The 23,463-nt window shown below is 38.6% G+C and carries 24 protein-coding genes; all 24 read left to right on the top strand.

The window, feature by feature from the left end:
* The first annotated feature begins 134 nt into the window (after positions 1–134).
* The 24 genes from V7077_RS03895 (at position 135) to V7077_RS03780 (ending at position 23,404) form a co-directional block, all read left to right on the top strand.
* Positions 135–623: a prepilin-type N-terminal cleavage/methylation domain-containing protein gene (locus tag V7077_RS03895; protein WP_335498531.1), complete on the top strand. Its 489-nt coding sequence runs from the start codon at positions 135–137 to the stop codon at positions 621–623.
* Positions 608–1,075, top strand: coding sequence for a prepilin-type N-terminal cleavage/methylation domain-containing protein (locus V7077_RS03890; RefSeq protein WP_335498530.1), 468 nt, complete (start codon positions 608–610; stop codon positions 1,073–1,075). Before V7077_RS03895 ends, V7077_RS03890 begins: the two co-directional genes overlap by 16 nt.
* An 8-nt stretch (positions 1,076–1,083) precedes the next feature.
* Positions 1,084–2,475, top strand: coding sequence for a PilX N-terminal domain-containing pilus assembly protein (locus V7077_RS03885; RefSeq protein WP_335498528.1), 1,392 nt, complete (start codon positions 1,084–1,086; stop codon positions 2,473–2,475).
* 221 nt (positions 2,476–2,696) lie between these two features.
* Positions 2,697–3,713 (top strand): hypothetical protein, encoded by a 1,017-nt coding sequence (locus V7077_RS03880; RefSeq protein ID WP_335498527.1) that lies wholly within the window; start codon positions 2,697–2,699, stop codon positions 3,711–3,713.
* Between the two features lie 22 nt (positions 3,714–3,735).
* Positions 3,736–5,061: a G5 domain-containing protein gene (locus V7077_RS03875; protein WP_335498526.1), complete on the top strand. Its 1,326-nt coding sequence runs from the start codon at positions 3,736–3,738 to the stop codon at positions 5,059–5,061.
* Positions 5,045–6,736 carry a GspE/PulE family protein gene (locus V7077_RS03870; RefSeq protein ID WP_335498525.1) on the top strand — a complete coding sequence of 564 codons (1,692 nt, stop codon included), beginning with the start codon at positions 5,045–5,047 and terminating at the stop codon, positions 6,734–6,736. Before V7077_RS03875 ends, V7077_RS03870 begins: the two co-directional genes overlap by 17 nt.
* Positions 6,737–6,746: 10 nt before the next feature.
* Positions 6,747–7,796: a type IV pilus twitching motility protein PilT gene (locus V7077_RS03865; RefSeq protein WP_335498523.1), complete on the top strand. Its 1,050-nt coding sequence runs from the start codon at positions 6,747–6,749 to the stop codon at positions 7,794–7,796.
* Positions 7,789–8,994, top strand: a complete 1,206-nt coding sequence (locus tag V7077_RS03860; protein WP_335498522.1) for a type II secretion system F family protein — start codon at positions 7,789–7,791, stop codon at positions 8,992–8,994. Before V7077_RS03865 ends, V7077_RS03860 begins: the two co-directional genes overlap by 8 nt.
* A 154-nt stretch (positions 8,995–9,148) precedes the next feature.
* The gene (locus tag V7077_RS03855; protein WP_335498521.1) at positions 9,149–9,628 is read left to right on the top strand and encodes a type II secretion system protein; all 480 of its coding nucleotides are present in this window, start codon (positions 9,149–9,151) and stop codon (positions 9,626–9,628) included.
* Positions 9,628–10,374 carry a prepilin peptidase gene (locus V7077_RS03850; protein ID WP_335498520.1) on the top strand — a complete coding sequence of 249 codons (747 nt, stop codon included), beginning with the start codon at positions 9,628–9,630 and terminating at the stop codon, positions 10,372–10,374. The genes V7077_RS03855 and V7077_RS03850 overlap by 1 nt, the downstream gene beginning before the upstream one ends.
* 27 nt (positions 10,375–10,401) lie before the next feature.
* Entirely contained in the window at positions 10,402–11,400 is a 999-nt protein-coding gene (gene pilM, locus V7077_RS03845) for a type IV pilus biogenesis protein PilM (RefSeq protein WP_335498519.1), read from the top strand.
* On the top strand, positions 11,397–12,239 hold the full coding sequence (locus V7077_RS03840; RefSeq protein WP_335498518.1) for a PilN domain-containing protein: 843 nt from the start codon (positions 11,397–11,399) through the stop codon (positions 12,237–12,239). Before pilM ends, V7077_RS03840 begins: the two co-directional genes overlap by 4 nt.
* Positions 12,236–13,051: a type 4a pilus biogenesis protein PilO gene (gene pilO / locus V7077_RS03835; RefSeq protein ID WP_335498517.1), complete on the top strand. Its 816-nt coding sequence runs from the start codon at positions 12,236–12,238 to the stop codon at positions 13,049–13,051. The genes V7077_RS03840 and pilO overlap by 4 nt, the downstream gene beginning before the upstream one ends.
* 134 nt (positions 13,052–13,185) lie before the next feature.
* Entirely contained in the window at positions 13,186–14,265 is a 1,080-nt protein-coding gene (locus V7077_RS03830) for a hypothetical protein (protein ID WP_335498516.1), read from the top strand.
* A gap of 238 nt (positions 14,266–14,503) precedes the next feature.
* Positions 14,504–15,076 carry a Maf family protein gene (locus V7077_RS03825; RefSeq protein ID WP_335498515.1) on the top strand — a complete coding sequence of 191 codons (573 nt, stop codon included), beginning with the start codon at positions 14,504–14,506 and terminating at the stop codon, positions 15,074–15,076.
* 46 nt (positions 15,077–15,122) lie between these two features.
* A complete protein-coding gene (gene radC / locus V7077_RS03820; RefSeq protein WP_420489607.1) occupies positions 15,123–15,797 on the top strand; it encodes a RadC family protein in 675 nt (224 codons plus the stop codon).
* A 163-nt stretch (positions 15,798–15,960) separates the two neighbouring features.
* Positions 15,961–16,983 (top strand): rod shape-determining protein, encoded by a 1,023-nt coding sequence (locus V7077_RS03815; protein ID WP_335498513.1) that lies wholly within the window; start codon positions 15,961–15,963, stop codon positions 16,981–16,983.
* A 60-nt stretch (positions 16,984–17,043) separates the two neighbouring features.
* Complete coding sequence (gene mreC / locus V7077_RS03810) at positions 17,044–17,925, top strand: rod shape-determining protein MreC (protein ID WP_335498511.1); 882 nt, start codon at positions 17,044–17,046, stop codon at positions 17,923–17,925.
* On the top strand, positions 17,922–18,440 hold the full coding sequence (gene mreD, locus V7077_RS03805; protein WP_335498510.1) for a rod shape-determining protein MreD: 519 nt from the start codon (positions 17,922–17,924) through the stop codon (positions 18,438–18,440). Before mreC ends, mreD begins: the two co-directional genes overlap by 4 nt.
* Positions 18,441–18,583: 143 nt before the next feature.
* A complete protein-coding gene (gene minC, locus V7077_RS03800) occupies positions 18,584–19,264 on the top strand; it encodes a septum site-determining protein MinC (RefSeq protein ID WP_335498509.1) in 681 nt (226 codons plus the stop codon).
* Positions 19,265–20,068 carry a septum site-determining protein MinD gene (gene minD, locus V7077_RS03795; RefSeq protein WP_335498508.1) on the top strand — a complete coding sequence of 268 codons (804 nt, stop codon included), beginning with the start codon at positions 19,265–19,267 and terminating at the stop codon, positions 20,066–20,068. It begins immediately after the preceding gene.
* A gap of 130 nt (positions 20,069–20,198) precedes the next feature.
* Positions 20,199–20,999, top strand: a complete 801-nt coding sequence (locus tag V7077_RS03790; RefSeq protein ID WP_335498533.1) for a M23 family metallopeptidase — start codon at positions 20,199–20,201, stop codon at positions 20,997–20,999.
* Positions 20,992–21,861 carry a M50 family metallopeptidase gene (locus V7077_RS03785; protein WP_335498506.1) on the top strand — a complete coding sequence of 290 codons (870 nt, stop codon included), beginning with the start codon at positions 20,992–20,994 and terminating at the stop codon, positions 21,859–21,861. Before V7077_RS03790 ends, V7077_RS03785 begins: the two co-directional genes overlap by 8 nt.
* Before the next feature lie 85 nt (positions 21,862–21,946).
* Positions 21,947–23,404, top strand: a complete 1,458-nt coding sequence (locus tag V7077_RS03780; RefSeq protein WP_335498505.1) for an Rne/Rng family ribonuclease — start codon at positions 21,947–21,949, stop codon at positions 23,402–23,404.
* Positions 23,405–23,463 lie beyond the last annotated feature (59 nt).

Genomic DNA, 23,463 nt, shown 5'->3' with positions numbered 1-23,463 from the left:
ACATCATACAATCTATTGAAAAGTAAATATCTTGCTGTTAAACTGAAAATGATATTAGTCTTCAAAAACATACAAAAAATTACAATTTTTTCAAGATTAATAGTTTTAATATACTAGAATAAAGGACGTTAGCTATGAATGAAAAAGGAATGACTCTAATTGAAATACTCGCCTCAATCGTTATTCTTTCTATAATTATAGTGTCAATGTTAACTATGATAGTTCAATCGTCCCAATCTAATACGATTTCAAAAAAGATTATGAGCGCTACTTATGTTGCTGAATCTACGATGGAAGAGTTAAATGGTACAGTTGCTCAATCCACAGATTTAGCGACGACCTTTCCTATAGAATTATACAAACTAACTAAATCTGATGGCAATCCAAAATACACTCTTACTACGATAGTTAACCCTAATTGTCAGACTAATTGTAAGAGCTTTGAAACAACTGTACCTGGATATTATGTATATGTTGAATTGACTTCTCCTCCACCCATTACTAAAGTAAACTCTGCAACAGGAAACCGTTTAGTAAATGTAATCGTACGGGTTTATAAGAATAAGACAACGGCAAAAATAGAAGCTCAAATGGAGATGCTGCTATCATGGAAAAAAGTGTAAGCTTAAATACGCAAAACAACGAAAATGGTGTAACTCTCATTGAACTTTTAGCCGCACTCTCTCTTTTATCAATCATTTTACTTTTAGCAGGTTCTGTTCATTTGCTTGGGATTAAGCAGTCTAGCAGCCAAACTGCTGAAATCAATAACCAATCAAATGTTAGGCTGGCAATGAATATTATTACTCGTGAAATTCGTAAAGCTTCGACCGTAAGCTTTGTGAATATTGATGATTCGGATATTACGAATGATCAATTAAAAATTAATGGGGTCGATGTTTATAAGTTGGCGGATAAAAATATTATGAAAAATGCTGATCCTTTAATTAATAATATTCAAATCTTTAACTTAAAAAAAGTTAAAGACGACATGTACACGATAACCATTGCCAATATCCCCTCAAATAATCTTCCACAAACAACACTTTCGAGCACTATCTATATTAGGAAATAGGTGAAAAGATGAAAAAACTTTTTTCTCATATTAAATCATTAAATAATGAAAAAGGTGTAGCTCTCATTGTTGTTCTTATGGTCCTAGTTGTCATTTCCATTTTGGGTATTAGTCTTCTTGGTCTTGCTTCAACCAATGTAAAGATGAGCAGCGGTGACCGTGATACTCAATCTGCCTATTATGTTGCTGAGTCGGGAATTACTTATCGAATGAATATAATAGAATCAAAGCTTAAAGAATCTTATAGCCTCGCAGTAACTAGTTCCGACTTTTTTACAAGGATGAATAATGAAATGGAGCTAGGAGTGGTAAAAGACTATACGGGTTTTGAAACAACTTCTGGGAGCAAGCCTGTTGCCTCGACAACAATTGAACAGATTCCCAGTAGTACATCAATATCTTACAGTTATGATTACAAAATCACTTCAGTTGGAAAAATTAATAATCGGACAAGAAAAGTAGTGAAAATATTCCATTTATCTTGGAAACCGCGGACAAGTGTAACAATACCGGCAGATACTGTATTGTTTGTAAAAGATAGTTTAGTATTAAAAAACGTACCGGTAGATGGATCAGTGGGAACATCAGCAACTATGAGTGAGGTTACACTAAATGGTAGTAAAGCAATTGTAACAGGAAAGATATATACTAATGTGAGCACTCCATTAAATATACCTGAGTTCCCTGTTTTCTCAATAACAACTACAAATAATTATTCATTTACACCAACGACCCAAACATTAACAATGAACTCTGATCTGGCATTTAATACCCTAACAGTCAATAGTGGGCAAGAGTTAACAATTGATGTTGGTAATTATAATAAAAATTTAGTGTTAAACAATTTAAATGTTTACGGAAAAATTAAAGTGGTCGGTACTGGTAAGCTCTCATTTTATCTAAAAAATCTTGATATGGGGTCAGGCAGTATTATTGGCACGGAAGGGAATATTTTAGGGACTGATTCTAATATAGAAAAAATCTATGTATTTCTAGAAGGAACACCGACAAAAATAAATGGAAAAATATATGGATCCATGTACGCGAAAAATGCGTTAAACGAGGTAATAGTGATTGACCCTGCGAAGGGGAAAGGTGTGCTTGGGCATATTATTGATGCAGGCATTAATACAGGTACTACTATTGGCATTAGTTATTTGAGTAATGATAATACCGTACCAAAAATGATATATGCTCCAAATGCAAGTGTTTCAATAAATACCTCCTTTTCAGGTTCAATCATTGCCCAGTCGTTAACTTCTAGCGGTAATGATGATAACTTTATATTTAAATTTGTTCAAATAAATTATGATAATTCCCCTCTCTTTGTTGATAATGGAACCGGACTTTCGCCTGTTAAAGACAGTATAACTGCCGACCCAACTAGAGAAAGTAATTAATGAAGCAGTATTTTTAAACTCAATCCTTGCTTTTAGGTATTCTGATTTTCTTCCTTAGCAATGATTGGGTTTTTTTCTTGTAAAAAAATTATCAAGATTCTTTCTTACTATAAAAAAATATAATACAATATTTAGTAGGCGGATTTTGTCTAATTTTGTATAAAAAAGTTCTTATTACTTATTTCATAGATAAGAGTCAGCTATAGAAAGGAAGTTTCAACATGCAGTCGTTTATATGGGCCATTGGTTCAGGTTTACTGTTACTATTAGTTTTAAATTTCATACCAATTGGTCTCACCTTCAAAGGAAAGCTTTCTGTTGCTTTGATTGGTTTTGTGTTGGCCCTTGCTGGACTAGCGGTTGATACTTCCATCCCGTTATGGCAGACAGGGTTAATGATACTATTACTAGTGTTGATATCAGCTTATATTATGGATAATCGGTTTGGGGCGTTACTATATATTTCAGAGTCTGATTTACTTGAATTACAAGTAGAGGAAGACATTGAATATGAAGTGTTTAATCAAAGCTCTGAAAAGCATTTAGAAATGGAATTGCTTGATCTAGAAGCCGAACCAGAACCAGAAGTATTACCTACATTACATTTGGAAGAAAATCAGATAATGCCATTCTCCGAAGAATCCCAAAATGAAGTGGAAAATAAGGAAATAGACAATTACGATATGTTAGATCTTGTTGATACGATAGAACTTGATGAAAAAGATGAATATATAGTAGATGAAAAGGAAACTGGAGAAGGCTATCTATCAGATATAGAAAGTTTGCTATTAGAAACCGAACCTGAACTTGAAGTATTACTTACATTACATTTAGAAGAAAATCAGATAATACCATTCTCCGAACAATCCCAAAATGAAGTAGAGATAGAAAATAAGGAAATAGACAATGACGATCTGTTTTTTCTTGATGATACGAATGGATCTGATAACAAGGATGAAGATATCGTAGAGGAAAAGGAAACTGGAAAAGGCTATTTATCAGATATAGAAAGTTTGCTATTTGAAGAGTTGGAAGTGACTGATTCTAATGATGAGGGTCACCTTCGGGATATCAATAATTATTTAACGGAAGACAAAGATACAGAATCGGTTATTAGTGAAGAGGATAAAAATTCACTTAACGAACTTTTCCTTGCAATTGAGGAAGCTGCTTCAGCAAAAAATGAAGAAAGCAAAAAGGAAAGCGATCCGGAGAGGGAATTCAAATTACAAAAGTAGTTTGATAGATTGGGGCAGTGATATGAAGAAAAAAAACTCTCAGTTTATAAAATTATTTATCGTACTAGTCCTTAGTACAGCATTTATCTTTAGTACCTCTCACTTTGGAGCAAAGGCCTATGAAAAATTTTCTTCTCTTGATGGGAAATATTCCGATGGAACCCGAATCGGTCAGATCGATATTTCGGGAAAAACAGCTACAGAAGCAGCCAGTTTACTTGAAAAACAATACCTAGATTGGCTGAAGGAGACTACATTTACCTTTCAATATAGTGAAAAGACAGTTCCGGTTGACTTGAATCTTTTCAATCTCGATAAGGAAACAACAATTAACTCCATTAAGGATGGACAGACCAATCCTGTCTATGTAACGATGGATTTAACACAGCTAGAGGAACAAGTTAGTATTCTTTTCCCAGAGCTTACTAGTAAGGATGTTGATTTTGTAAAACTGAAATCAAGTTTAGAATCAAATGCCTCTACACTTCAAAATAGTCAAAAAATTTTTAACTTAACAAAGGATTACGTGCTGGCAAACTCAGTTAAAAAGGATTTTGTTATCAATGAGGCTGTTCTTAAATTAAACGATATACCTATTGAACTTCCTGAATTTATCGAAAAAAACCCAGAGATTAAAATTGCAGAAGGAGAAACATTTTCCGTTCTTGACTATGCCAAGAATTTGAAGATTACCAATGCCAACTTACTAAGTTTGCTCGGAACAGGGATTTATCAAGCGGTATTACCAACAAATTTCACCATCGTGGATCGAAATATTAGCACTGCACTTCCCTACTATGCAGGATTGGGAATGGAAGCTCGCGTAAATCCTGAGAATAACATGGACTTAATTATCACCAATCCAAATAAAACAAGCTATACTCTTGTGCTTGGATTAAAAAATAATCAATTAACTATGAGTTTAAAGGGTGAAAAGCTCCTTTATTCCTATAAAATCAATAAGATAGACGAACAGTTATTAAAGCCGAAAACGATTGTTCAATATAGCCCACAATTAAAATCAGGGAATACAATCGTCAAATCCGCAGGGAACGACGGCAAATACGTAAAAATTTACCGTAATATCTATCAAGGAGAGCAGCTCTTAAAGACAGAATTTATCTCTGAAGATTATTATTCTCCTTCCTATCGTGTGGAGATACATGCTCTAACGGGTACAACACAGGGAACAGCGACAACCGTAAGTCAGACAACAACAACTACTACTCCTACTCCTTCAACTGAAACTAGTCCTGATGGCAGTCAAACTACTTCAACATCTGGTACGATACAACAAGATTCCAATGTTGATGACCTTTGGGGGAAGCCGAATGAACAACCAAAATAAAGTTGATAACAATAGAAAGCAAACAAGAAAACGATTAGGTGAATTATTAATTGAACAAGGTCTTGTTACACAGGAACAGCTTGCGGCGACCATAGAAGAAAAAGGGTCCAGTCAAAAGCTAGGCGAAGCCTTGCTCCAAAAAGGATATATAACAGACCAACAATTGGCAGAGGTATTAGAGAATCAGCTGGGTATACCACATGTGAATCTAGTACAATATCCATTTGATACAAGTTTATTTTCCTTAATTTCAAAGGATATGGCAAAAAGGAATTTGATTGTTCCGCTTAAAAAAGAGGGAAATAAGCTGTTTGTGGCAATGGTCAATCCCATGGACTTTATCATCATCGATGATTTACGCCTTTCTACTGGGTTCCAAATTGAAGCGGGGATTGCGACAAAGGAAGATATCCTCCGAACGATAAATAAGTATTATGAAGATGATGATGGGTTTGAGGAGCTTTTTGATGACTTGACTTCGAATGATAGGGGCAGGGAGGAAGACGTTACAAACCAGGATTCACCGATTGTGCGCCTTGTTAATCAGCTTCTTACCAATGCCGTTATTCAAAAGGCCAGTGATATTCATATCGACCCACAAGAAACAAAAATCGTCATTCGCTACCGAGTTGACGGTGTGCTTAGGGTGGAGCGTACTTTACCACGTCACATGCAAAGCGTTTTAACAGCAAGAATCAAAATTATGTCCAATTTAGACATCACCGAACATCGGATACCACAAGACGGCAGAATCAAATTACACCTCGATTTTTACCCCATTGATTTGCGTGTATCGACCTTGCCAACTGTCTATGGCGAAAAAATAGTTATGCGATTATTGGACATGGGAGCAGCTCTAAATGATTTAAATAAAATTGGCTTTAATGCTTTAAATTTCAAGCGTTTTAATCAATTAATTGAACAGCCAACAGGGATTGTCCTGATAACTGGACCAACGGGATCGGGGAAATCATCCACCCTTTATGCGGCCTTAAATAAATTAAACAGTGAAGAGGTCAATATCATTACGATCGAAGACCCAGTCGAGTATCAATTGGAAGGAATTAATCAAATACAAGTAAATCCAAATGTCGGAATGACCTTTGCTGCAGGTCTGCGCTCCATCCTTCGACAGGATCCAAATATCATCATGGTCGGAGAGATTCGAGATAAAGAGACAGCAGAAATAGCGATTCGTGCATCTTTAACCGGGCATTTAGTTTTAAGTACACTGCATACAAATGATTCACTAGGAACGATAACACGTTTAAATGATATGGGTGTAGAACCGTTTATGATTGCCTCTTCAGTTAGTGGCATTGTCGCACAACGACTTGTCCGCAAGGTGTGCCGTGATTGTGCAGAATCACAAGAGCCTTCGCTTAGGGAAAAGGAAATCTTTGCAAGACGTGGGTTGAAGATTGACAAGATTATCAGAGGAAAAGGCTGTCCTTCCTGCAATATGACGGGTTATAAAGGAAGAATTGCCCTCCATGAGGTACTGGTCCTAGACGATAATATGCGAAGAATTATTATGAATGATAACTCATTTCAAAAGTTAAAGGAACATGCGATTAAAAATAAAACCATATTTCTAATTGATGATGGGTTATTAAAAGTGAAACAAGGTTTGACAACAACAGAAGAAGTCTTACGTGTTGCCATTCTAGAGTAGGAGCGAGACTATGAATGAAAGAATTGATAATATTCTACGGGCTGCAATGGAATTTAAGGCATCAGATATCCATTTAACCGTTGGAGTACAACCCATTTTTCGGATTAATGGTGATATTAAACGCTATGGGAAAGAGATATTGTTGCCAGCAGACACGGAGGCCATTGCCAAACAAATTATCCCTGAAAACTTATATGAACAATTTAAAGAACGAGGGGAACTTGATTTCTCATATGGAATTCCGGGAGTATCCCGTTTCCGTGTTAATGCCTACCATCAACGTAAAAGTGTTTCCCTTGCCTTAAGGGTGGTTGCGTCTAAAACTCCAACACTTGAAGCTTTGGATTTGCCGGAAATCATTCCAAAGCTTGTTGAAAAGCCACAAGGATTAATTCTTGTGACAGGGCCTACAGGAAGCGGTAAGTCGACAACACTTGCCTCAATGGTAGATTATATGAACCGTACAATGAGGAAGCATATCATTACCCTGGAAGACCCAATTGAATATCTTCATAAACATGGAAATTCGATTATTGATCAGCGGGAGGTAGGATTTGATACTAAGAATTACGCGAGTGGTTTAAGAGCAGCCCTTCGTCAAGACCCTGATGTAATTCTAGTAGGGGAGATGCGTGATTTAGAGACAATTGGTATTGCAATCACAGCTGCAGAAACGGGTCACTTAGTTTTTGGTACACTTCATACATCAAGTGCACCGGCAACCATTAACCGTATTATTGATGTTTTTCCACCGGCACAGCAGCCACAAATTCGAGTCCAGTTAGCTTCAGTATTGGTAGGGGTTATTTCACAGCGTCTATTTCCAACAGTAGATAAACAAGGACGCAAAGCTGCAACGGAGATATTAGTGAATAATCCTGCGATTGCTAACTTAATTAGAAGTGAAAAAATTCACCAAATTCAAAGTACGATGCAAACTTCACGGGCCCAAGGAATGCATACGCTGGAGATGAGTATTAGAGACATGCTTGATCGCAATTTGATTCAGAAAGAAGCAGCAACTAAATATCTCCAAGAAAAGATGATGATGGATGCCTAGATTTAAGTATTCTGGCCGAGATAAACGCGGCAAAAAGCAGGGAGTGATTTCGGCAGCTTCCCGCCGTGAAGCAATGGTTAAACTGAAAGATGATGGCGTAAGAGTAGTAGAAATGAAGGAAGTACCTGAGACTTTAATGACCATGGAATTATCCTTTGGCAATCCCGTCAAAATGCAGGATTTTGTAATTTATCTCAGGCAATTTGCGACCCTATTGAAGGCAGGAGTAACCATTGTAGAGTCAACAGCGGTTCTTGCTGCTCAAACAGAAAGTAAAGGACTTAAACGTGCGCTTCTAGATGTAGAACAGGAACTTCGTGAAGGAAATCCTTTTTCTGACGCAGTTTCTAAGCATCCGAAAATCTTTAATTCGATGTTTGTTAACATGGTAAAGGCCGGAGAAGTCAGCGGAAATATGGATGGAACGCTCGAACGGTTAGCTGAGGATTTTGAGAAGCAGCATCATACAAGGGAAAAAGTTAAATCAGCGCTTACGTATCCTGCAGTAATTGGAGTTATTGCTATACTGGCTGTTATCTTCTTACTTATTGGGGTTGTTCCTAAATTTGTTACGATGTTTACCAATATGAATCTCGAGCTCCCTGCTATTACAAAATTTGTTCTATCCGCTAGTAAATTTATGAAAACATTTTGGTGGTTGATAGGAATTGTTTTATTAGCTATTTACCTATCTTTTATGTTCATGAAAAAAAATAAGCAGGTTAAATACTACCTGGATTTGGTGACATTAAAAATGCCGATATTTGGGAAAATGGTGCAAAAGGCACAGTTAGCACGAATGATGCGTACGCTTAGTACTTTATTCTCAAGCTCCGTGCCGATCCTGCAAGCGATGTCGATTGTCGAAAAGGTTGTAGAAAATGAAGTCATCTCTAAAGTAATTCGTGAATCACGTGATTCGCTCGAAAAAGGAAAATCAATGACAGAGCCTATGCTTGCCCACTGGGCATTTCCTCCACTTGTAACTCAAATGATTATTATTGGTGAAGGAACAGGGGCACTAGATGCAATGCTGTCGAAGATTGCGGAATTCTATGAAAAAGAAGTAGAAGCAGGTACTGACCGGCTTAAGTCCTTGATCGAGCCGATTATGATTGTCCTTTTGGCCGGAGTTGTTGGAGTCATTGTCATGTCGATCATGATGCCGATGTTCTCGATGTACGATCAAATGAGTTGAAAAATTTCAATTTTATTACAAATTTCTAGGAAACATTACAAATATCCAAAATTTGTGACAGAAAATGATACAAAACAGCTTTTACAATCATGTCAATTATTGTATACTCATAGAGAAAATATACTAGGTTCGTAGAACCATGAGGAGTGGGAAAATGGTACAAGCTTTAAAAGCAAAAATGAAAGAACAAAAAGGTTTTACTTTAATTGAATTACTAGCAGTAATCGTAATTTTGGGGATTATTGCTGCGATTGCAATTCCTGCGATTGGAAATGTAATAACTAAATCTGACAATAAGGCAAAGGTACAGGACGCATTACTAATTATTAATGCTGCAAAATTATATGTTGCAGACCAACGTCCAACTGGTAATACAATTCTAACTGTGGATGGTACAACCCCTGCAACAATTTACGATACTACTGCTACTACTCCAACTGTAGCAAGTCTAGATGCTTATCTTGATCGTGTAGCAGACAAAAGTTTTCAAGTATCTGTAATTCCCTCTTTGGCTTCAGATGGAACAACCAAGTATACTTATAGATTAAGTAATCATGATGCTGTAAAGGTAGTTAATAGTAGTACCGATAAGACTGCTACAGTTACCGAGAAAAAATTATCAGAATATAAATAATGATTATAATGATAATTTTTGTCTACGGAATTGTTTTTGGTTCATTCTTCAACGTAGTCGGCCTAAGAGTCCCATTAAAACAATCAATCGTCAAACCAAGATCTGCATGTCCAATTTGCGGACATCAGTTAACACCATTTGAACTAATTCCGGTTTTATCATATATGTTTCAAAAAGGGAAATGCCGCGGCTGTCAGTCGCGGATTTCTCCTATTTATCCTTTATTTGAACTATTAACCGGATTCTTATTTGCAACAGCACCATACGTGTTTGGATGGTCTGGAGAATTAATCGTCGCTTTGACGTTTATCTCAATGTTTATGATTATTACCGTGTCCGATATCCATTATATGATCATCCCTGATAAAATTTTAGTTTGGTTTGCAGGGATTTTTTTATTGGAACGAATTTTTTTGCCGCTTAACCCTTGGTGGGATAGCCTACTAGGGGCCGTTTCAGGATTCCTCTTGCTCCTTATCATTGCTGTTGTCAGTAAGGGCGGAATGGGCTTTGGTGATGTAAAGCTTTTTTCCCTAATCGGATTAGTGTTAGGATTTAAACTGGTACTATTATCATTCTTTTTATCAACATTATTCGGTGCAGTTCTTGGTGGCTTGGCACTTTTGTTTAGAATTGTAAAAAAACGACAGCCAATCCCATTCGGTCCATTTATTGCGGCTGGATCTTTGACAGCTTATTTTTGGGGTAACGAACTTATTAACCTATACTTTCAAATACTTTATTGATGATACATTACTAAGGGGTTCATAACTATGGCTTTTTCCCTCTTTTCTACCAAAAACAGAATAATCAATCTGGTAATAAACGATCATTCCATTCGGTTTTTGGAATTAAAACAAGAGGCCCCGCCTAAACCACTGAGATGGTTAGAGCGTTACTTACCTCCTGGAATTATCACGGATGGAAAGATTGTTGATTTTGATTCTCTATCGAGCATCCTTGAAGAATGTATTGATGAATGGAAGATTAAGCGAAGGTCGATTCGTTTTATTGTTCCAGATCCACTTGTCATTATCCGAAAGGTCACGATACCTGCAGATGTTCGTGATGATGAAATAAAGGGATATTTGTATCTAGAGCTTGGATCTAGTATCCATTTACCTTTTGAAGAACCGGTATTTGACTATTACACACTTCCGGATAATGGCAAGACAAAGGATTTACTATTATTTGCAGCTCCTGAGCAGAGCGTGATGGAATATGTAAACCTGCTAAACCGGATAAAACTAAATCCTATTGCAGCAGATATTTCTCCGCTTTCGTTATACCGTTTATATCATAAATTAGATAGGGCAATAGCGGATGAAATTTTATTCACTGTTCAGTTTGATTTAACAAGTGTTAATTTATGTATCTTTGATGAAACGATTCCGGTAGTGATGCGCCAGTTCTCCTTGCCATTTAATATCGACCAATGGGAAATATCACGAGGTCCAATAGGGTTAATGGTATGTAAGTTTAACGGAGACCCAGAAGAATTGGTGATTCAGTTTGAAGATATTTTTAAAGAAGTGAATAAGTTATTAGATTTTTACCGTTATTCACACAATAATAATGAAAAGCAGGATGTTTCAAAGTTTCTCTTAAATGGCGACCATCCGATGCTGATGGCGATTTATGATGAAATGAAAGAAAGATACGATATTCCTGTTGATCTCATCGCGATTGACAGTGAAGCGAAGAGTAAACAACTAAGCATACCGACCAATCTTTTATTACCTCTAGGTCTTGCTTTAAAAGAGGTGCAATGATGCTAGTAGAAATTAACCTGCTTCCTCAAAAAGAGCCTAAGAAATTTAATATTATTAATTTATCAACTATTGTCGCTGTACTAGCCCTGATAAGCGGTTTATATTTTTGGCAAATTCAATCCGTAAAAAGTGAAGTGGATTATGTAGATAAACAAATAGCTATGACTAAAAAAATAGCTGAAAAGGAAGAAAAAAGTGCCAACACAACTGAAGTTGCTTCATCAGCTAGTTTACTAAAAACAGCAGTAGATTGGGCAGCCGACTATCCGATACAAACAGTCCCTGTAATGAGACACCTTAATTCATTATTGCCAGAACGTGGATTTATTCAATCTTTTGCCTATACTGAGGCTGGAACGATAACAATTAGTGTGCAATTTGATAGTACTCGTGAAGCTGCTTATTTTTTAGAAAGCTTAAAAGAATCTGATTGGATTGAAGACGCAAGCCTTAACTCACTATCTGCAACTGAAACTGAACAAACAGCTGCTAACACTGCCGCACAGTCAACTGGACAAACTTCTGCAAGTGCTGGAACTGAACAACCGACAGCTAGTACAGCAACCACAGCGGCCCAGGGCACTGCTTCTAACCAAGCTACTACTACTGTGGGAAAGACTTCTCAAATAAATACAGCTGAAACTACGACTAATCAAAACAATACAAACTCGACTAATACAGGCGTTGCTGCCAGTGGAACTGCCACTGCCACAACTAAACCTGATCAAAATATTCTTCCTCGTTATGTTGGTCAATTTGAAATTAAATTTAATAAAGATGCGATAAAAAAGTCAACGAAGGAGAACCAGAAGGGCGAGGAAGGGGTGACAGCTCCATGAAGTTCAACCTCTCAAAATTAGATAAGATTATTGTCGGTTCTGGAGCGGTTTTAATTATCATTGTCTTCGTGTATTCTCAGTTTTTTTCGCTTAGTCCCTTAAAGTCTGACTTAAGCATCAAAGAGCAGGCATTGAAATCTGAACAAAAACTATTAGAAGTTGTTAACCAGAAAAACTCGGATACGAACAAGTCTAAACCGGAAAATACAGTCGAACTTCAAAAAAAGGTTCCAGTAGAGCCGCTACAAGAACAGTTTATTCTTGATTTAGAAAAGGCTGAAACGGTGTCTAATAGTAAGATAAAAACGATGAGTTTTTCTAAAGATGCCGCTGTTACGGTTGCCACCGATCAAACAAACGCTCAAAATGCAGCAACAGGTCAAACAACTGCACAAACGACAACAACCAATCAATCTGGTACTGCGACTACTCAGAGTACAACCAGTCCAACATCAACGGATCAATCAGGAACGCAGCAACAAGCTGTTACTCCTTACAGCGGGTTAAAAAAGTTAACCGTTCAGCTGTCAGTAGAGTCAGCAACCTATCAGAATTTGGAGAAGTTTATTCAAACAATTGAATCTCTTCCAAGGATTGTTTCTGTTGAAGCGATCAATTATACGGGTGATAAAGAGGTTACAAGTCTAGAAACAGAGACTCAGCCGTTAACCTATTCGCTTACGGTTTCGACATTTTACATGCCAAGTCTGACCGATTTGCAGGCAGATCTTCCAAAAATGGACTCTCCAGCACCAGCCGGAAAAGATAACCCATTAAGTCAATACCCTGCAACAGCAAACACACAACCATAGTTAAAACAGTGCCGAACTAACAAACAATTTGACGAAAGACTACCATAACAAGACGACAAAAGTCTTGTTATTTTTTTTTGCCGCTATGATAGGATGAAACCAATGACCCTTCGGAAGAGAGAGGAGTACAAACAGTGGACAAGCCTAATAAAGGCAATACAATCACGATTAAATTAAACGGTGAGACTAAAGCCCACCAAGAAGAACCAGCACATACCGAAAAGGAAACTAGCCTCGAATCAACTACAAAAGTGATAAAAATAGATTCGAATAAACTAGATTCAGAAGTGTTTTTTGAAACAGCCGCCGCCCAGGAATCCGTCGATGAAAGCTTTGACTGGATTATTCCCGAATCCTCCGAACATGAGATAGAGGAATTTACGCTCGCAAGCAACAAAAAAACAAACAAAACCAGCCTCCCCAAAATAACAACCTTCTCTACCAATTCAAATAAGAAGAAGGAGCGAAACATTCTATCTATAATAATTTCAGCGACCTTCGCCATCCTGCTCGGTACGACGATTGGGTTTGTGATGTTGAAATTAGTAATTGCTGGGCCTGCGAACAAGACAGGTACTGCAACAATCCCAACTGTCGTTGAAGAAAAAGGAAACACGACAGTTGTGAATACTGGTGAAAAAACAAACAAAGTTACCTTAGACCAAATGACCACCTATGTGATCCAGGGTGGTGTATTCTCTTCGAGCGACGGGGCAAAGGAAACATCTACCGAGGTTACTTCCAAAGGGGTTCCAGCAAAGTTAATTGAAATAAGTGGGAAGCAATATCTATTTCTCGGGGTAGCCAATTCCATTGAAACGGCTAAATCACTTGGTAATCAATATAAAGCAGATGGTGTCGCAGATATCTTTGCCAAGCCGCTATTACTTGATGAAAAACAAGTAGCAGGTCTTAATGACAAAGACAAAAGCTTCCTAGAGAGTGTACCTGCTATCTATGAAACGTTATCACTAGCAACCTCAACAGCGCTATTAAATAATGAACTGTCTTCCGAATCGACAAAGGCAATCACAGGCCTTGAAGAACAATTAAAAACGAGCGGTCTAAAGAATGAAAAGGTACAGACGATAAAAACAGAATTAACAACTGCTGTTGATAAGCTAAATTCTTATCAAAAGTCCAAAAGTAAAAAGAGCCTCAGTCAAGCCCAGCAGCATCTATTAAACTTTCTAAGTGCCTATTATTCATTGTAATCGACAATAGATGATATTTTCCGGGAAATAAGCCTCACCATTTTTGGTGGGGCTTTTGACATTGTACTTAGTAGATAATTCTATTTCGGATTTACTAAACTGAGCTTTTACCTTTTCATTTACATAATTTTACAATATTCCTCAAATTTTTTTCATCTTGAAATTGTGTGCTTCTACAATTTCTGATACCATTAACATGTATCTCCCTATAATAAATGCCAAAAGGTAAGGTGATTGAATGCAAAACCTCATTTTAGCCTCTTCTTCTCCACGGCGAAAAGAACTTCTAGCAAATCTCCACTTATCATTTGCGGTCTCAAGCAGTGAAGTAGATGAAAGCTTTGATCCGGCACTCTCTCCAGAGGAAGTAGTCATGGAGTTAGCCGAGCGTAAAGCACAGGTCGTTTTTCAAAAGAATCAAGACTCTTTTGTAATCGGCTCGGACACGGTTGTGGTTGCGGATAATCAAATCATTGGAAAGCCAGCTGACGAAGCAGAAGCCATTAGCACGTTAAAAAGGTTATCAGGACGGCAGCATGAGGTTTTTACTGGTGTGGCAATCGTGTCCCCAACAGGTATCAGCAAATTTTATGAAAGAACAGAAGTATGGTTTTGGGAGTTAACAGACGAAGACATTAACGCCTATGTGCAAAGCGGTGAACCGTTTGATAAAGCAGGGGCCTATGGAATCCAGCAGCTTGGCAGCATGCTTGTCAAAAAAATAAATGGAGACTATTTTGCGGTTGTCGGTCTGCCAGTCGCTAGGACCATAAGGGAATTGAAAAAGGCCGGCTACTCTTTGCCATATTAGAAAAGACTCCCGCTAAAAGGGAGGAAAATAAGTGTCTGCAAATACGATGATGATCCGTGATTTTCCGCAGGATGAACGGCCAAGAGAGCGGTTTATTAACCATGGACCGCAAAGCTTATCGAATCATGAACTGATTGCCATTCTGCTTCGAACTGGAACAAAAGATGAATCAGTGCTGCAATTATCGAATCGCCTGTTAACTCATTTTGAGGGGCTGCGCATGTTAAAGGGTGCAACCTTAGAAGAAATGACAGAAATCAAAGGGATTGGTGCAGCTAAAGCGATTCAGATTCTTGCTGCGGTTGAAATTGGCCGAAGAATTGCGAATCTTAATTACACAGATCGCTACGTGATTCGCTCACCTGAAGACGGAGCAAAGTATGTCATGAACGATATGCGCTTTTTGACCCAGGAACATTTTGTCTGTTTGTTTTTAAATACGAAAAATCAAGTCATTCATAAACAAACCGTTTTTATCGGCAGCTTAAATGCCTCGATTGTGCACCCGAGGGAAGTGTTCCGCGAGGCCTTAAAGCGTTCAGCTGCATCAATAATTGCCCTGCATAACCATCCCAGCGGAGACCCGACACCAAGCAAGGAAGACATTGATGTCACGAAGCGTCTTGTCGAGTGCGGGAAGATCATTGGCATTGATTTACTCGATCATTTGATTATCGGTGAAAACAAGTTTGTTAGTTTAAAGGAAAAAGGTTATTTATAACACTAGGATATTATTTGACGTTAGGATATAATATTGGGTATGATTTTTTAGGATTGTTTTTTAAAGTAATCATTTAAATAGTACGAAAAAAGACATGATAATTAAGGTGATTACCTGCCTATAGAATTTGTGCATTTCGTATCAGAAAGGGAGATACAACATTATGTTTGGAATTAGACCTAGAGATCTTGGAATTGACTTGGGAACGGCCAACACCCTCGTCTATGTAAAAGGAAAAGGCATTGTATTAAGGGAGCCTTCTGTTGTGGCCATGCAAACAGATACCAAAAGCATTGTAGCAGTAGGGAACGACGCAAAAAATATGATCGGACGGACACCAGGGAACGTTGTTGCCATGAGACCAATGAAGGATGGTGTCATTGCTGACTTTGAAACGACGGCTGCCATGATGAAATACCATATCCGCCAGGCACAAAAAAGTAATAATCTTTTTTCTGGCAAGCCATACGTCATGGTCTGCGTACCATCCGGTATAACTGCAGTCGAAGAAAGAGCCGTAATTGATGCAACAAGACAAGCAGGGGCAAAGGATGCCTATACGATTGAAGAGCCATTTGCTGCGGCAATTGGTGCGAATTTGCCTGTTTGGGAGCCAACCGGAAGTATGGTTGTGGATATTGGTGGAGGTACGACGGAAGTAGCGATTATCTCCTTAGGAGGAATCGTAACGAGCCAATCGATTCGTGTGGCTGGTGATGAAATGGACGAGTCCGTGATTACTTATATCCGTAAAAACTATAATTTGATGATTGGTGAACGGACAGCCGAACAAATCAAAATGGAAATTGGATCTGCAGGCATACCTGAAGGCGTCGATAATATGGAGATTCGCGGCCGCGATTTATTAACGGGTCTGCCAAAAACGATTGAAATTACTGCAAAAGAAATTGCGACTGCCTTAAATGATACCGTTTATGCGATCGTTGAAGCTGTAAAAAATACATTAGAAAAAACACCGCCAGAGCTTGCTGCCGATATAATGGACCGCGGAATTGTCTTAACCGGCGGGGGCGCGCTTCTTCGTAATTTGGACAGAGTGATTAGTGAAGAAACGAAAATGCCTGTCTTAATTGCTGAAAATCCGCTTGATTGCGTGGCAATTGGTACGGGAAAAGCGCTCGATCATATTCATTTATTTAAAAACAAAGCAAGAGATTCACGTTAAACAAGAGATTTTTAAGACTGATACTTTCTTATCTATATAGAAAAAAAGAGGTGTATAATCATGCCACAGTTCTTTATGAATAAACGACTGATTCTATTACTTGTCAGCATTATTGTTCTCGTGGCATTGATTGGGTTTTCTTTAAGGGAGAGAAGCAAACTATCCTGGCCGGAGCAATTTGTCAAAGATACAACCGGCTGGGTTCAATCCTTGGTTTCTAAGCCTACCAACTATGTTGCAGGCTTTTTTGAAAATCTCCAGGATCTTACGAACACTTACGAAGAGAATAAAGAATTAAAATCACGGGTAGAAAATGTTGCCAGCCTTGAAGCACAAGTTCAGGAGCTGAAAAAAGACAATAGCGAACTGCGTGATGTTCTCGGTGAAAAGAAGACCCTGCGAGATTATGAACCACTTCCAGCTACTGTGATTGGAAGAAATCCTGATCGTTGGCATGAAATGATTATAATCGACAAAGGTAAATTAAACGGTGTGAAGAAAAACATGGCGGTTGTCACAGCCAACGGCTTGATTGGAAAAGTAAAGAGTGTGACTCAATTTAGCTCGACCGTACAACTGTTGAGTTCCATGGATCCGAAGAACCGGATTTCTGCGATTGTTCAAGGGAAAACCAATGTATATGGACTGGTAGAAGGCTATGACAGTGAGAAAAAATTGCTTCAGGTCAAAGCCATTCCTTCCGGTGCAAAAATTGAAAAAGGACAAACTGTCATCACCTCTGGGTTAGGGGATGTTTTTCCAAAGGGCTTAATGATCGGAAAAGTGGTTGAAGTAAAACAGGATCAATATGGATTAAACCAAACGGCTTTGGTAAAACCAGGGGCTGATTTTTATGATATTAAAACAGTTATCGTCACGAAAAGAGTAATGGCTCAGCCGGTAACTACAGATACGACATCAGGGAAGGAGACGGGATCGTGAAAAAATTCCTTCTTCCTCTTTTGTTTCTGTTTTTATTTATTTTAGAAAGCTTATTTGTCCAATATGTTCCAACAGATCTTTTGGGGGAAAATAAAATTATTGCCCCGCACTTTCTTTTTGCTGCTTTATTATTTTTGACGATATTTGTAAGCAGAAAACAAGGAATTATTTATGCAGCCATTTTTGGGCTTTTGTTTGATATTGTCTATATCGAAATTATTGGAATATACCTTTTCCTTTTTCCGTTTATTGCGTACCTAGCTTCCAAAATCTTGAATATTTTGCAAAATAATTTTATGGTCGCTATTCTGATCGCGATTGTTGGGATTGCCTTATTGGAAGTAGGTGTTTATGAAATGGACCATCTGATCCATGTGACGGATATGGATTTTATGAGTTATCTTCATTTGCGCTTTTACCCAACCCTTATCTTAAATGCACTATTTGTGATTATTGCAGGATATCCTTTAAAAAGGTTGTTTGAAAAACATATGGATGCAATTAGGCCTGAATAGTCTAATACTTTGTTTTCTTTAAAAAAGGAGAATGGAGCCTTCGTGTCGAATTTGTATTAAATGTCTGTATTTTTTGATTTGGAATAGGTCTTAAGAGTTGCTATTCCTAAATTGTTTTCTTATTATGAGGTGAAAAATTCTCCATGAAAAAGCGGCAAAATGTTACAATAAAAGGTACGAAGGAAGGTCTTGTCCTTCATCTTGATGATACATGTTCCTATCAGGAACTGAAAAAGGAACTGGATCAAAAACTATCGGCAAACTCGAGGATGCAAGATGAGCGCAATTTAATTTCGGTAAAAGTGAATGTAGGTAACCGCTATATAACCTCGGAGCAGCATGAAGAGTTAAAGCAGCTTATTCTTCAAAAGAAGAACTTGGATGTTGATGCGATTGTTTCGAATGTCATTACGCTGGAAGACGCTAAACAGCTGAAGACTGAAAATGAGGTAAAGACTGTTTCAAAAATTATTCGTTCAGGGCAAGTTCTGGAAGCCCCTGGTGATTTACTATTAATTGGCGATGTTAACCCTGGCGGTACAGTTATCGCCGGTGGAAATATTTTTATAATGGGTTCATTAAAAGGTGTTGCTCATGCCGGCTGCTATGGCAATGATGAGGCTGTAATTGCCGCGTCTAGTATGAAACCATCACAGCTTCGGATTAGTGATCAAATTAATCGTGCACCGGATCATGCAGAAAACAATGAACCACGGGAAATGGAATGTGCTTACATAGATGAGGACCGGAAAATCATTGTTGATAGATTACAAGTTTTAGTTCATGTAAGGCCTAATTTAAACAGATTCGAAGGGGGACTTTAGGTGGGAGAGGCAATCGTAATTACATCCGGTAAGGGCGGAGTGGGTAAAACCACTACTTCTGCTAATATTGGGACTTCTTTGGCCCTTCAAGGCAAAAAGGTATGCTTAGTGGATACAGACATCGGTCTTCGAAATTTAGATGTAGTCATGGGCTTAGAAAACAGGATTATTTATGACCTGGTGGATGTAGTAGAAAAGAGATGTAAAATCCATCAAGCGCTGGTTAAAGATAAACGATTTGACGGTTTATTATATTTACTTCCGGCGGCACAAACGGTTGATAAGTCAGCCGTAAAACCGGAACAAATGAAAGAACTTATTCTCGAATTAAAGCAAGACTATGATTATATTATTATTGATTGCCCTGCCGGGATTGAACAGGGTTTTCAAAATGCAATAGCGGGTGCTGATAAAGCGATTGTGGTCACAACCCCGGAGGTATCAGCCGTTCGTGATGCCGACAGGATCATCGGTCTTTTAGAAAAGCAAAAGAATATGGAAGCACCAAAATTAGTCGTCAACCGGATTCGCAATCATATGATGAAGACTGGTGATATGCTTGATATTGATGAAATTACCCAGCATTTATCGATTGAATTAATTGGAATTGTTGCTGACGATGAAGAGGTCATCAAAGCTTCCAATCATGGTGAGCCGATTGCCCTAAATCCAAATAGCAAGGCATCGATTGCCTACCGGAATATCGCAAGAAGAATTCTGGGGGAATCCATTCCGCTTCAGCCGCTTGAGGAAGCAAACAAAGGTGTTTTTACTAAACTTAAAAAATTCTTTGGTGTCAGATAAATCTTCAGCAAGGCAGTAATCGAAATATATACAATCAGCCTGTCCGTTTAATTGCGGACAGGCTTTTTAATGTTTGTCATACTCGTCCTCCTTCGCACATAAACTTGTACAAAAAGCAGGAAAAGGGTTGATGGATATGGCGCGGTCTACACCGGAAGAAATACGGCGGCGAATCGCCAGAAGAAAAAAGGAACAAGGCACCAATGCAAACTCAACAATTCCTGAACGCCAGATTGCTTGGCCAGGGTATGATGAGCACGATGATTTTAAGTATACGAGTCCTTCCGACTCCGGTGGCGGTGATGCCGGACATCCTCTCTTTAAAAAGGAGGTCTTCTTTTTCAAGATTTTGGCTTCAGCACTTCTCTTCTTAGTGGTGGCTCTTCTATTTCGCAATCAAACCGCAAAACTTGATCCGGCTCGGGATTTTATCACAAGTCAAATGGATAAGGACTTTAAGTTTGCCGTGGTATCCAATTGGTACGAGGAAAAGTTTGGTAAACCGTTAGCCCTGCTGCCTTTTACTGACGAAAAAACATCAGACAAAAAAACAGTGGCAGATAATCAAAATCTTTCTGTACCGGCCATGGGGAAGATTCTCGAAAACTTCGAAAAAAATGGCCAGGGAATCATGATTGAAACAGGCAAAGGTGCCCCGGTCCAAGCGATTAATGATGGTCTGGTTACCTTTGCGGGTGTTAAAGAGGGGATTGGCAAAACCGTCATTATTCAGCACTCTGACAAATCAGAAACGTGGTACGGCAATTTGGATGAGGTAAAAGTGAAGCTGTATGAGTATGTCGGCAAAAGAGACGTAGTTGGAACTGTTTCTACCTCTACAGGGGAAGATAAGACAAAAGGAAAATATTATTTTGCCATTAAAAAAGACGATAATTTTATCGATCCGATCCAGGTGATTCGCTTTGATTAGGATGATGACACTTCTAAGACTGATTTCAATCCACCCGTTATTGTGGATTGTCATTGCCTTATCGATTGCTACAGCACATTTCCTTGAAGTGTCTCTGCTGCTGGGAATTATTTTTATACATGAGATGGGGCATGCTGCTGCGGCTTCTTTTTTTTCCTGGCGAATCAAAAAAATTTCTTTGCTTCCATTTGGCGGGGTAGCGGAAATGGATGAGCATGGTAATCGTCCTTTAAAGGAAGAGACGATTGTGGTGCTGGCCGGGCCGCTGCAGCATGTCTGGATGGTTGGGCTCGCTTATCTCTTGTTTTCTCTCCAACTGCTTCCAGAAGATTTATTTCATCTCTTTCTTAATTATAATCTGATGATCTTTGTTTTTAATCTTTTCCCAGTTTGGCCGCTTGATGGGGGCAAGCTGGTATTTTTACTGCTCTCCTTAAAAGATTCATTTCCAAGAGCCCATCAATTCACATTACTGATTTCTCTATTCTGTTTAAGCTTGTTTTCCGTGTTGATTTTAGTAACAGCACCAATGCATTTAAATGTTTGGGTAGTAATCTTTTTTCTCTTTTTCTCGCTTTATCATGAATGGAAACAGCGGCGTTATATCTTTATGAGATTTTTACTTGAACGCTATTACGGGAAAAAGGCGACCCCTGACATTCTGAAGCCCATCCAAGCAAATGAAGAGGACCTGGTCATTCACGTTCTCGAAAAGTTTCAGCGCGGCTGCAAGCATCCCATTATCGTCGAGGCAGATGGACGGGAAACCGGAAAACTGGATGAAAACGAGCTCCTCCATGCCTATTTTTCCGAAAAACGGTTGACCGATAAAATCAGCGACCTTCTTTTTTCATACTATTAGGGTATAATAATAAAAAAGCGAGAAGCGCCCGGTTCACGAGCGCTTCTTCTGCGATTAAGAAAGTTGTAAAGTGAGGACGCTTCGATTGGAACGATTAATTGTAAACTATCATTCACGGGAAAAGCGATTTGCTTACCTAAGGGATAACCGTGTTGAAAATATTGTTATAGACCGACCTGAACATCGTTCGCTGGTCGGTAATATTTATTTAGGGACTGTTACAAAGGTGCTGCCAGGGATGAACGCTGCCTTTATCGATATTGGCGAGGAGAAAAATGCTTATTTGCACCGCAATGTTCTCCCCTCATTCGTTCAATCCAAAGATCAACAAAAGAACGTTACCTCGTTTGTCCATCAAGGTGAAAAAATGCTCGTACAGGTTGAGAAGGATGCGACAGGAACAAAAGGCCCAAAGGTCAAAGGAATCATTGAGATAGAGGGAAATCATCTTGTCTATATGCCGCAAGGGCGGTATGTGGCCGTATCCAAAAAAATTGCCCATGAATCGAAAAAAACGACCTTGCGCAAAATGGGCACAAAGTTAAAAACGGAAGAAGAGGGCATGATCTTTCGGACATCAGGAATCTATAGTTCAGAAGAGGAAATTGCTGCTGAACTTCAAGCGTTGAGAGAACAATACCAAGAACTTTTACAAAAAGCGTCCGTCCAAAAAAAGCCCGGAATTATTTTTCAAAAGGACACCTTTATTGAAATGGTCATCAACCAAGCTGCCCGGATGAAAACAGGTGAAATCATTGTCGACGATCTTTCTCTAAAAAATGTACTCGAAAAGGTCAACGATCACACCAAACTTAGTTTTTACAATGGCAAAGAGAATATATTCTCAAACAGTAAAGTCGAGCATGAAATTGACAAGGCGTTAAAGCGGGTCGTTTGGCTTGACCATGGGGCATACCTGATTTTTGATGAGACCGAAGCGTTAACGATTATCGATGTCAACACAGGGAAATTTTCCGGTAAGATAGACTACGAGGAAACGGTTCTTAAAACCAACCAACTCGCAGCGAAAGAAATCGTCAGACAGCTTCGTCTCCGTGATATTGGCGGAATTGTTTTGATAGATTTTATCGATATGTCCCGGGAGCAGGACAAGCAAACCATTCTAGCTACAGTGGAATTGGAATTAAATAAAGATGAGAGAAGAACAAAAATCATCGGGTTTACAGAACTTGGCATCCTTCAACTGACAAGGAAAAAGACAAAGGTTACCTTATCAGAAGCCCTAAAGGTGAAATGTCCGGTTTGCGAGGGGACAGGCCGCATTCTTAGTCCAGAAACCGTTGCCTTTCGGCTGGAGCGAGAGCTGTTAGAGCACCGCAACTCCGATTTTGAGGCTATCCTGATCGGGACAACTCCAGAGGTAAAAGAAGCTCTCCTCGGAACAGACGAGGCCCATAGAGAAGTATTAGAGGAACTTCTTCATCTGAGACTATATTTTACGCTTCAGCCTGCTTTACCCCATTTTTATCAGCTAAAGCAGTTTGGTCATGATGATGAACTTTCGCAAAAGGAACAGCTCTGACCGATGAAGTGCCCAAATGGCTATTGACACATTCAATTAATCTATGTTAGTATCTTAAT

The organism is Neobacillus vireti (assembly GCF_036962465.1).
Lineage (GTDB): Bacteria > Bacillota > Bacilli > Bacillales > Cytobacillaceae > Neobacillus > Neobacillus vireti_B.
The sequence above is the reverse complement of the archived record's forward strand: the minus strand, read 5'-3'. Positions and strand labels throughout refer to the sequence as shown.

Bases quoted from the DNA above. Each gene is read 5' to 3' on its own strand.
- V7077_RS03895 (WP_335498531.1), top strand. From the start codon at position 135: ATGAATGAAAAAGGAATGACTCTAATTGAAATACTCGCCTCAATCGTT.
- V7077_RS03890 (WP_335498530.1), top strand. From the start codon at position 608: ATGGAAAAAAGTGTAAGCTTAAATACGCAAAACAACGAAAATGGTGTA.
- V7077_RS03885 (WP_335498528.1), top strand. From the start codon at position 1,084: ATGAAAAAACTTTTTTCTCATATTAAATCATTAAATAATGAAAAAGGT.
- V7077_RS03880 (WP_335498527.1), top strand. From the start codon at position 2,697: ATGCAGTCGTTTATATGGGCCATTGGTTCAGGTTTACTGTTACTATTA.
- V7077_RS03875 (WP_335498526.1), top strand. From the start codon at position 3,736: ATGAAGAAAAAAAACTCTCAGTTTATAAAATTATTTATCGTACTAGTC.
- V7077_RS03870 (WP_335498525.1), top strand. From the start codon at position 5,045: ATGAACAACCAAAATAAAGTTGATAACAATAGAAAGCAAACAAGAAAA.
- V7077_RS03865 (WP_335498523.1), top strand. From the start codon at position 6,747: ATGAATGAAAGAATTGATAATATTCTACGGGCTGCAATGGAATTTAAG.
- V7077_RS03860 (WP_335498522.1), top strand. From the start codon at position 7,789: ATGCCTAGATTTAAGTATTCTGGCCGAGATAAACGCGGCAAAAAGCAG.
- V7077_RS03855 (WP_335498521.1), top strand. From the start codon at position 9,149: ATGGTACAAGCTTTAAAAGCAAAAATGAAAGAACAAAAAGGTTTTACT.
- V7077_RS03850 (WP_335498520.1), top strand. From the start codon at position 9,628: ATGATTATAATGATAATTTTTGTCTACGGAATTGTTTTTGGTTCATTC.
- pilM (WP_335498519.1), top strand. From the start codon at position 10,402: ATGGCTTTTTCCCTCTTTTCTACCAAAAACAGAATAATCAATCTGGTA.
- V7077_RS03840 (WP_335498518.1), top strand. From the start codon at position 11,397: ATGATGCTAGTAGAAATTAACCTGCTTCCTCAAAAAGAGCCTAAGAAA.
- pilO (WP_335498517.1), top strand. From the start codon at position 12,236: ATGAAGTTCAACCTCTCAAAATTAGATAAGATTATTGTCGGTTCTGGA.
- V7077_RS03825 (WP_335498515.1), top strand. From the start codon at position 14,504: ATGCAAAACCTCATTTTAGCCTCTTCTTCTCCACGGCGAAAAGAACTT.
- radC (WP_420489607.1), top strand. From the start codon at position 15,123: ATGATGATCCGTGATTTTCCGCAGGATGAACGGCCAAGAGAGCGGTTT.
- V7077_RS03815 (WP_335498513.1), top strand. From the start codon at position 15,961: ATGTTTGGAATTAGACCTAGAGATCTTGGAATTGACTTGGGAACGGCC.
- mreC (WP_335498511.1), top strand. From the start codon at position 17,044: ATGCCACAGTTCTTTATGAATAAACGACTGATTCTATTACTTGTCAGC.
- minC (WP_335498509.1), top strand. From the start codon at position 18,584: ATGAAAAAGCGGCAAAATGTTACAATAAAAGGTACGAAGGAAGGTCTT.
- V7077_RS03790 (WP_335498533.1), top strand. From the start codon at position 20,199: ATGGATATGGCGCGGTCTACACCGGAAGAAATACGGCGGCGAATCGCC.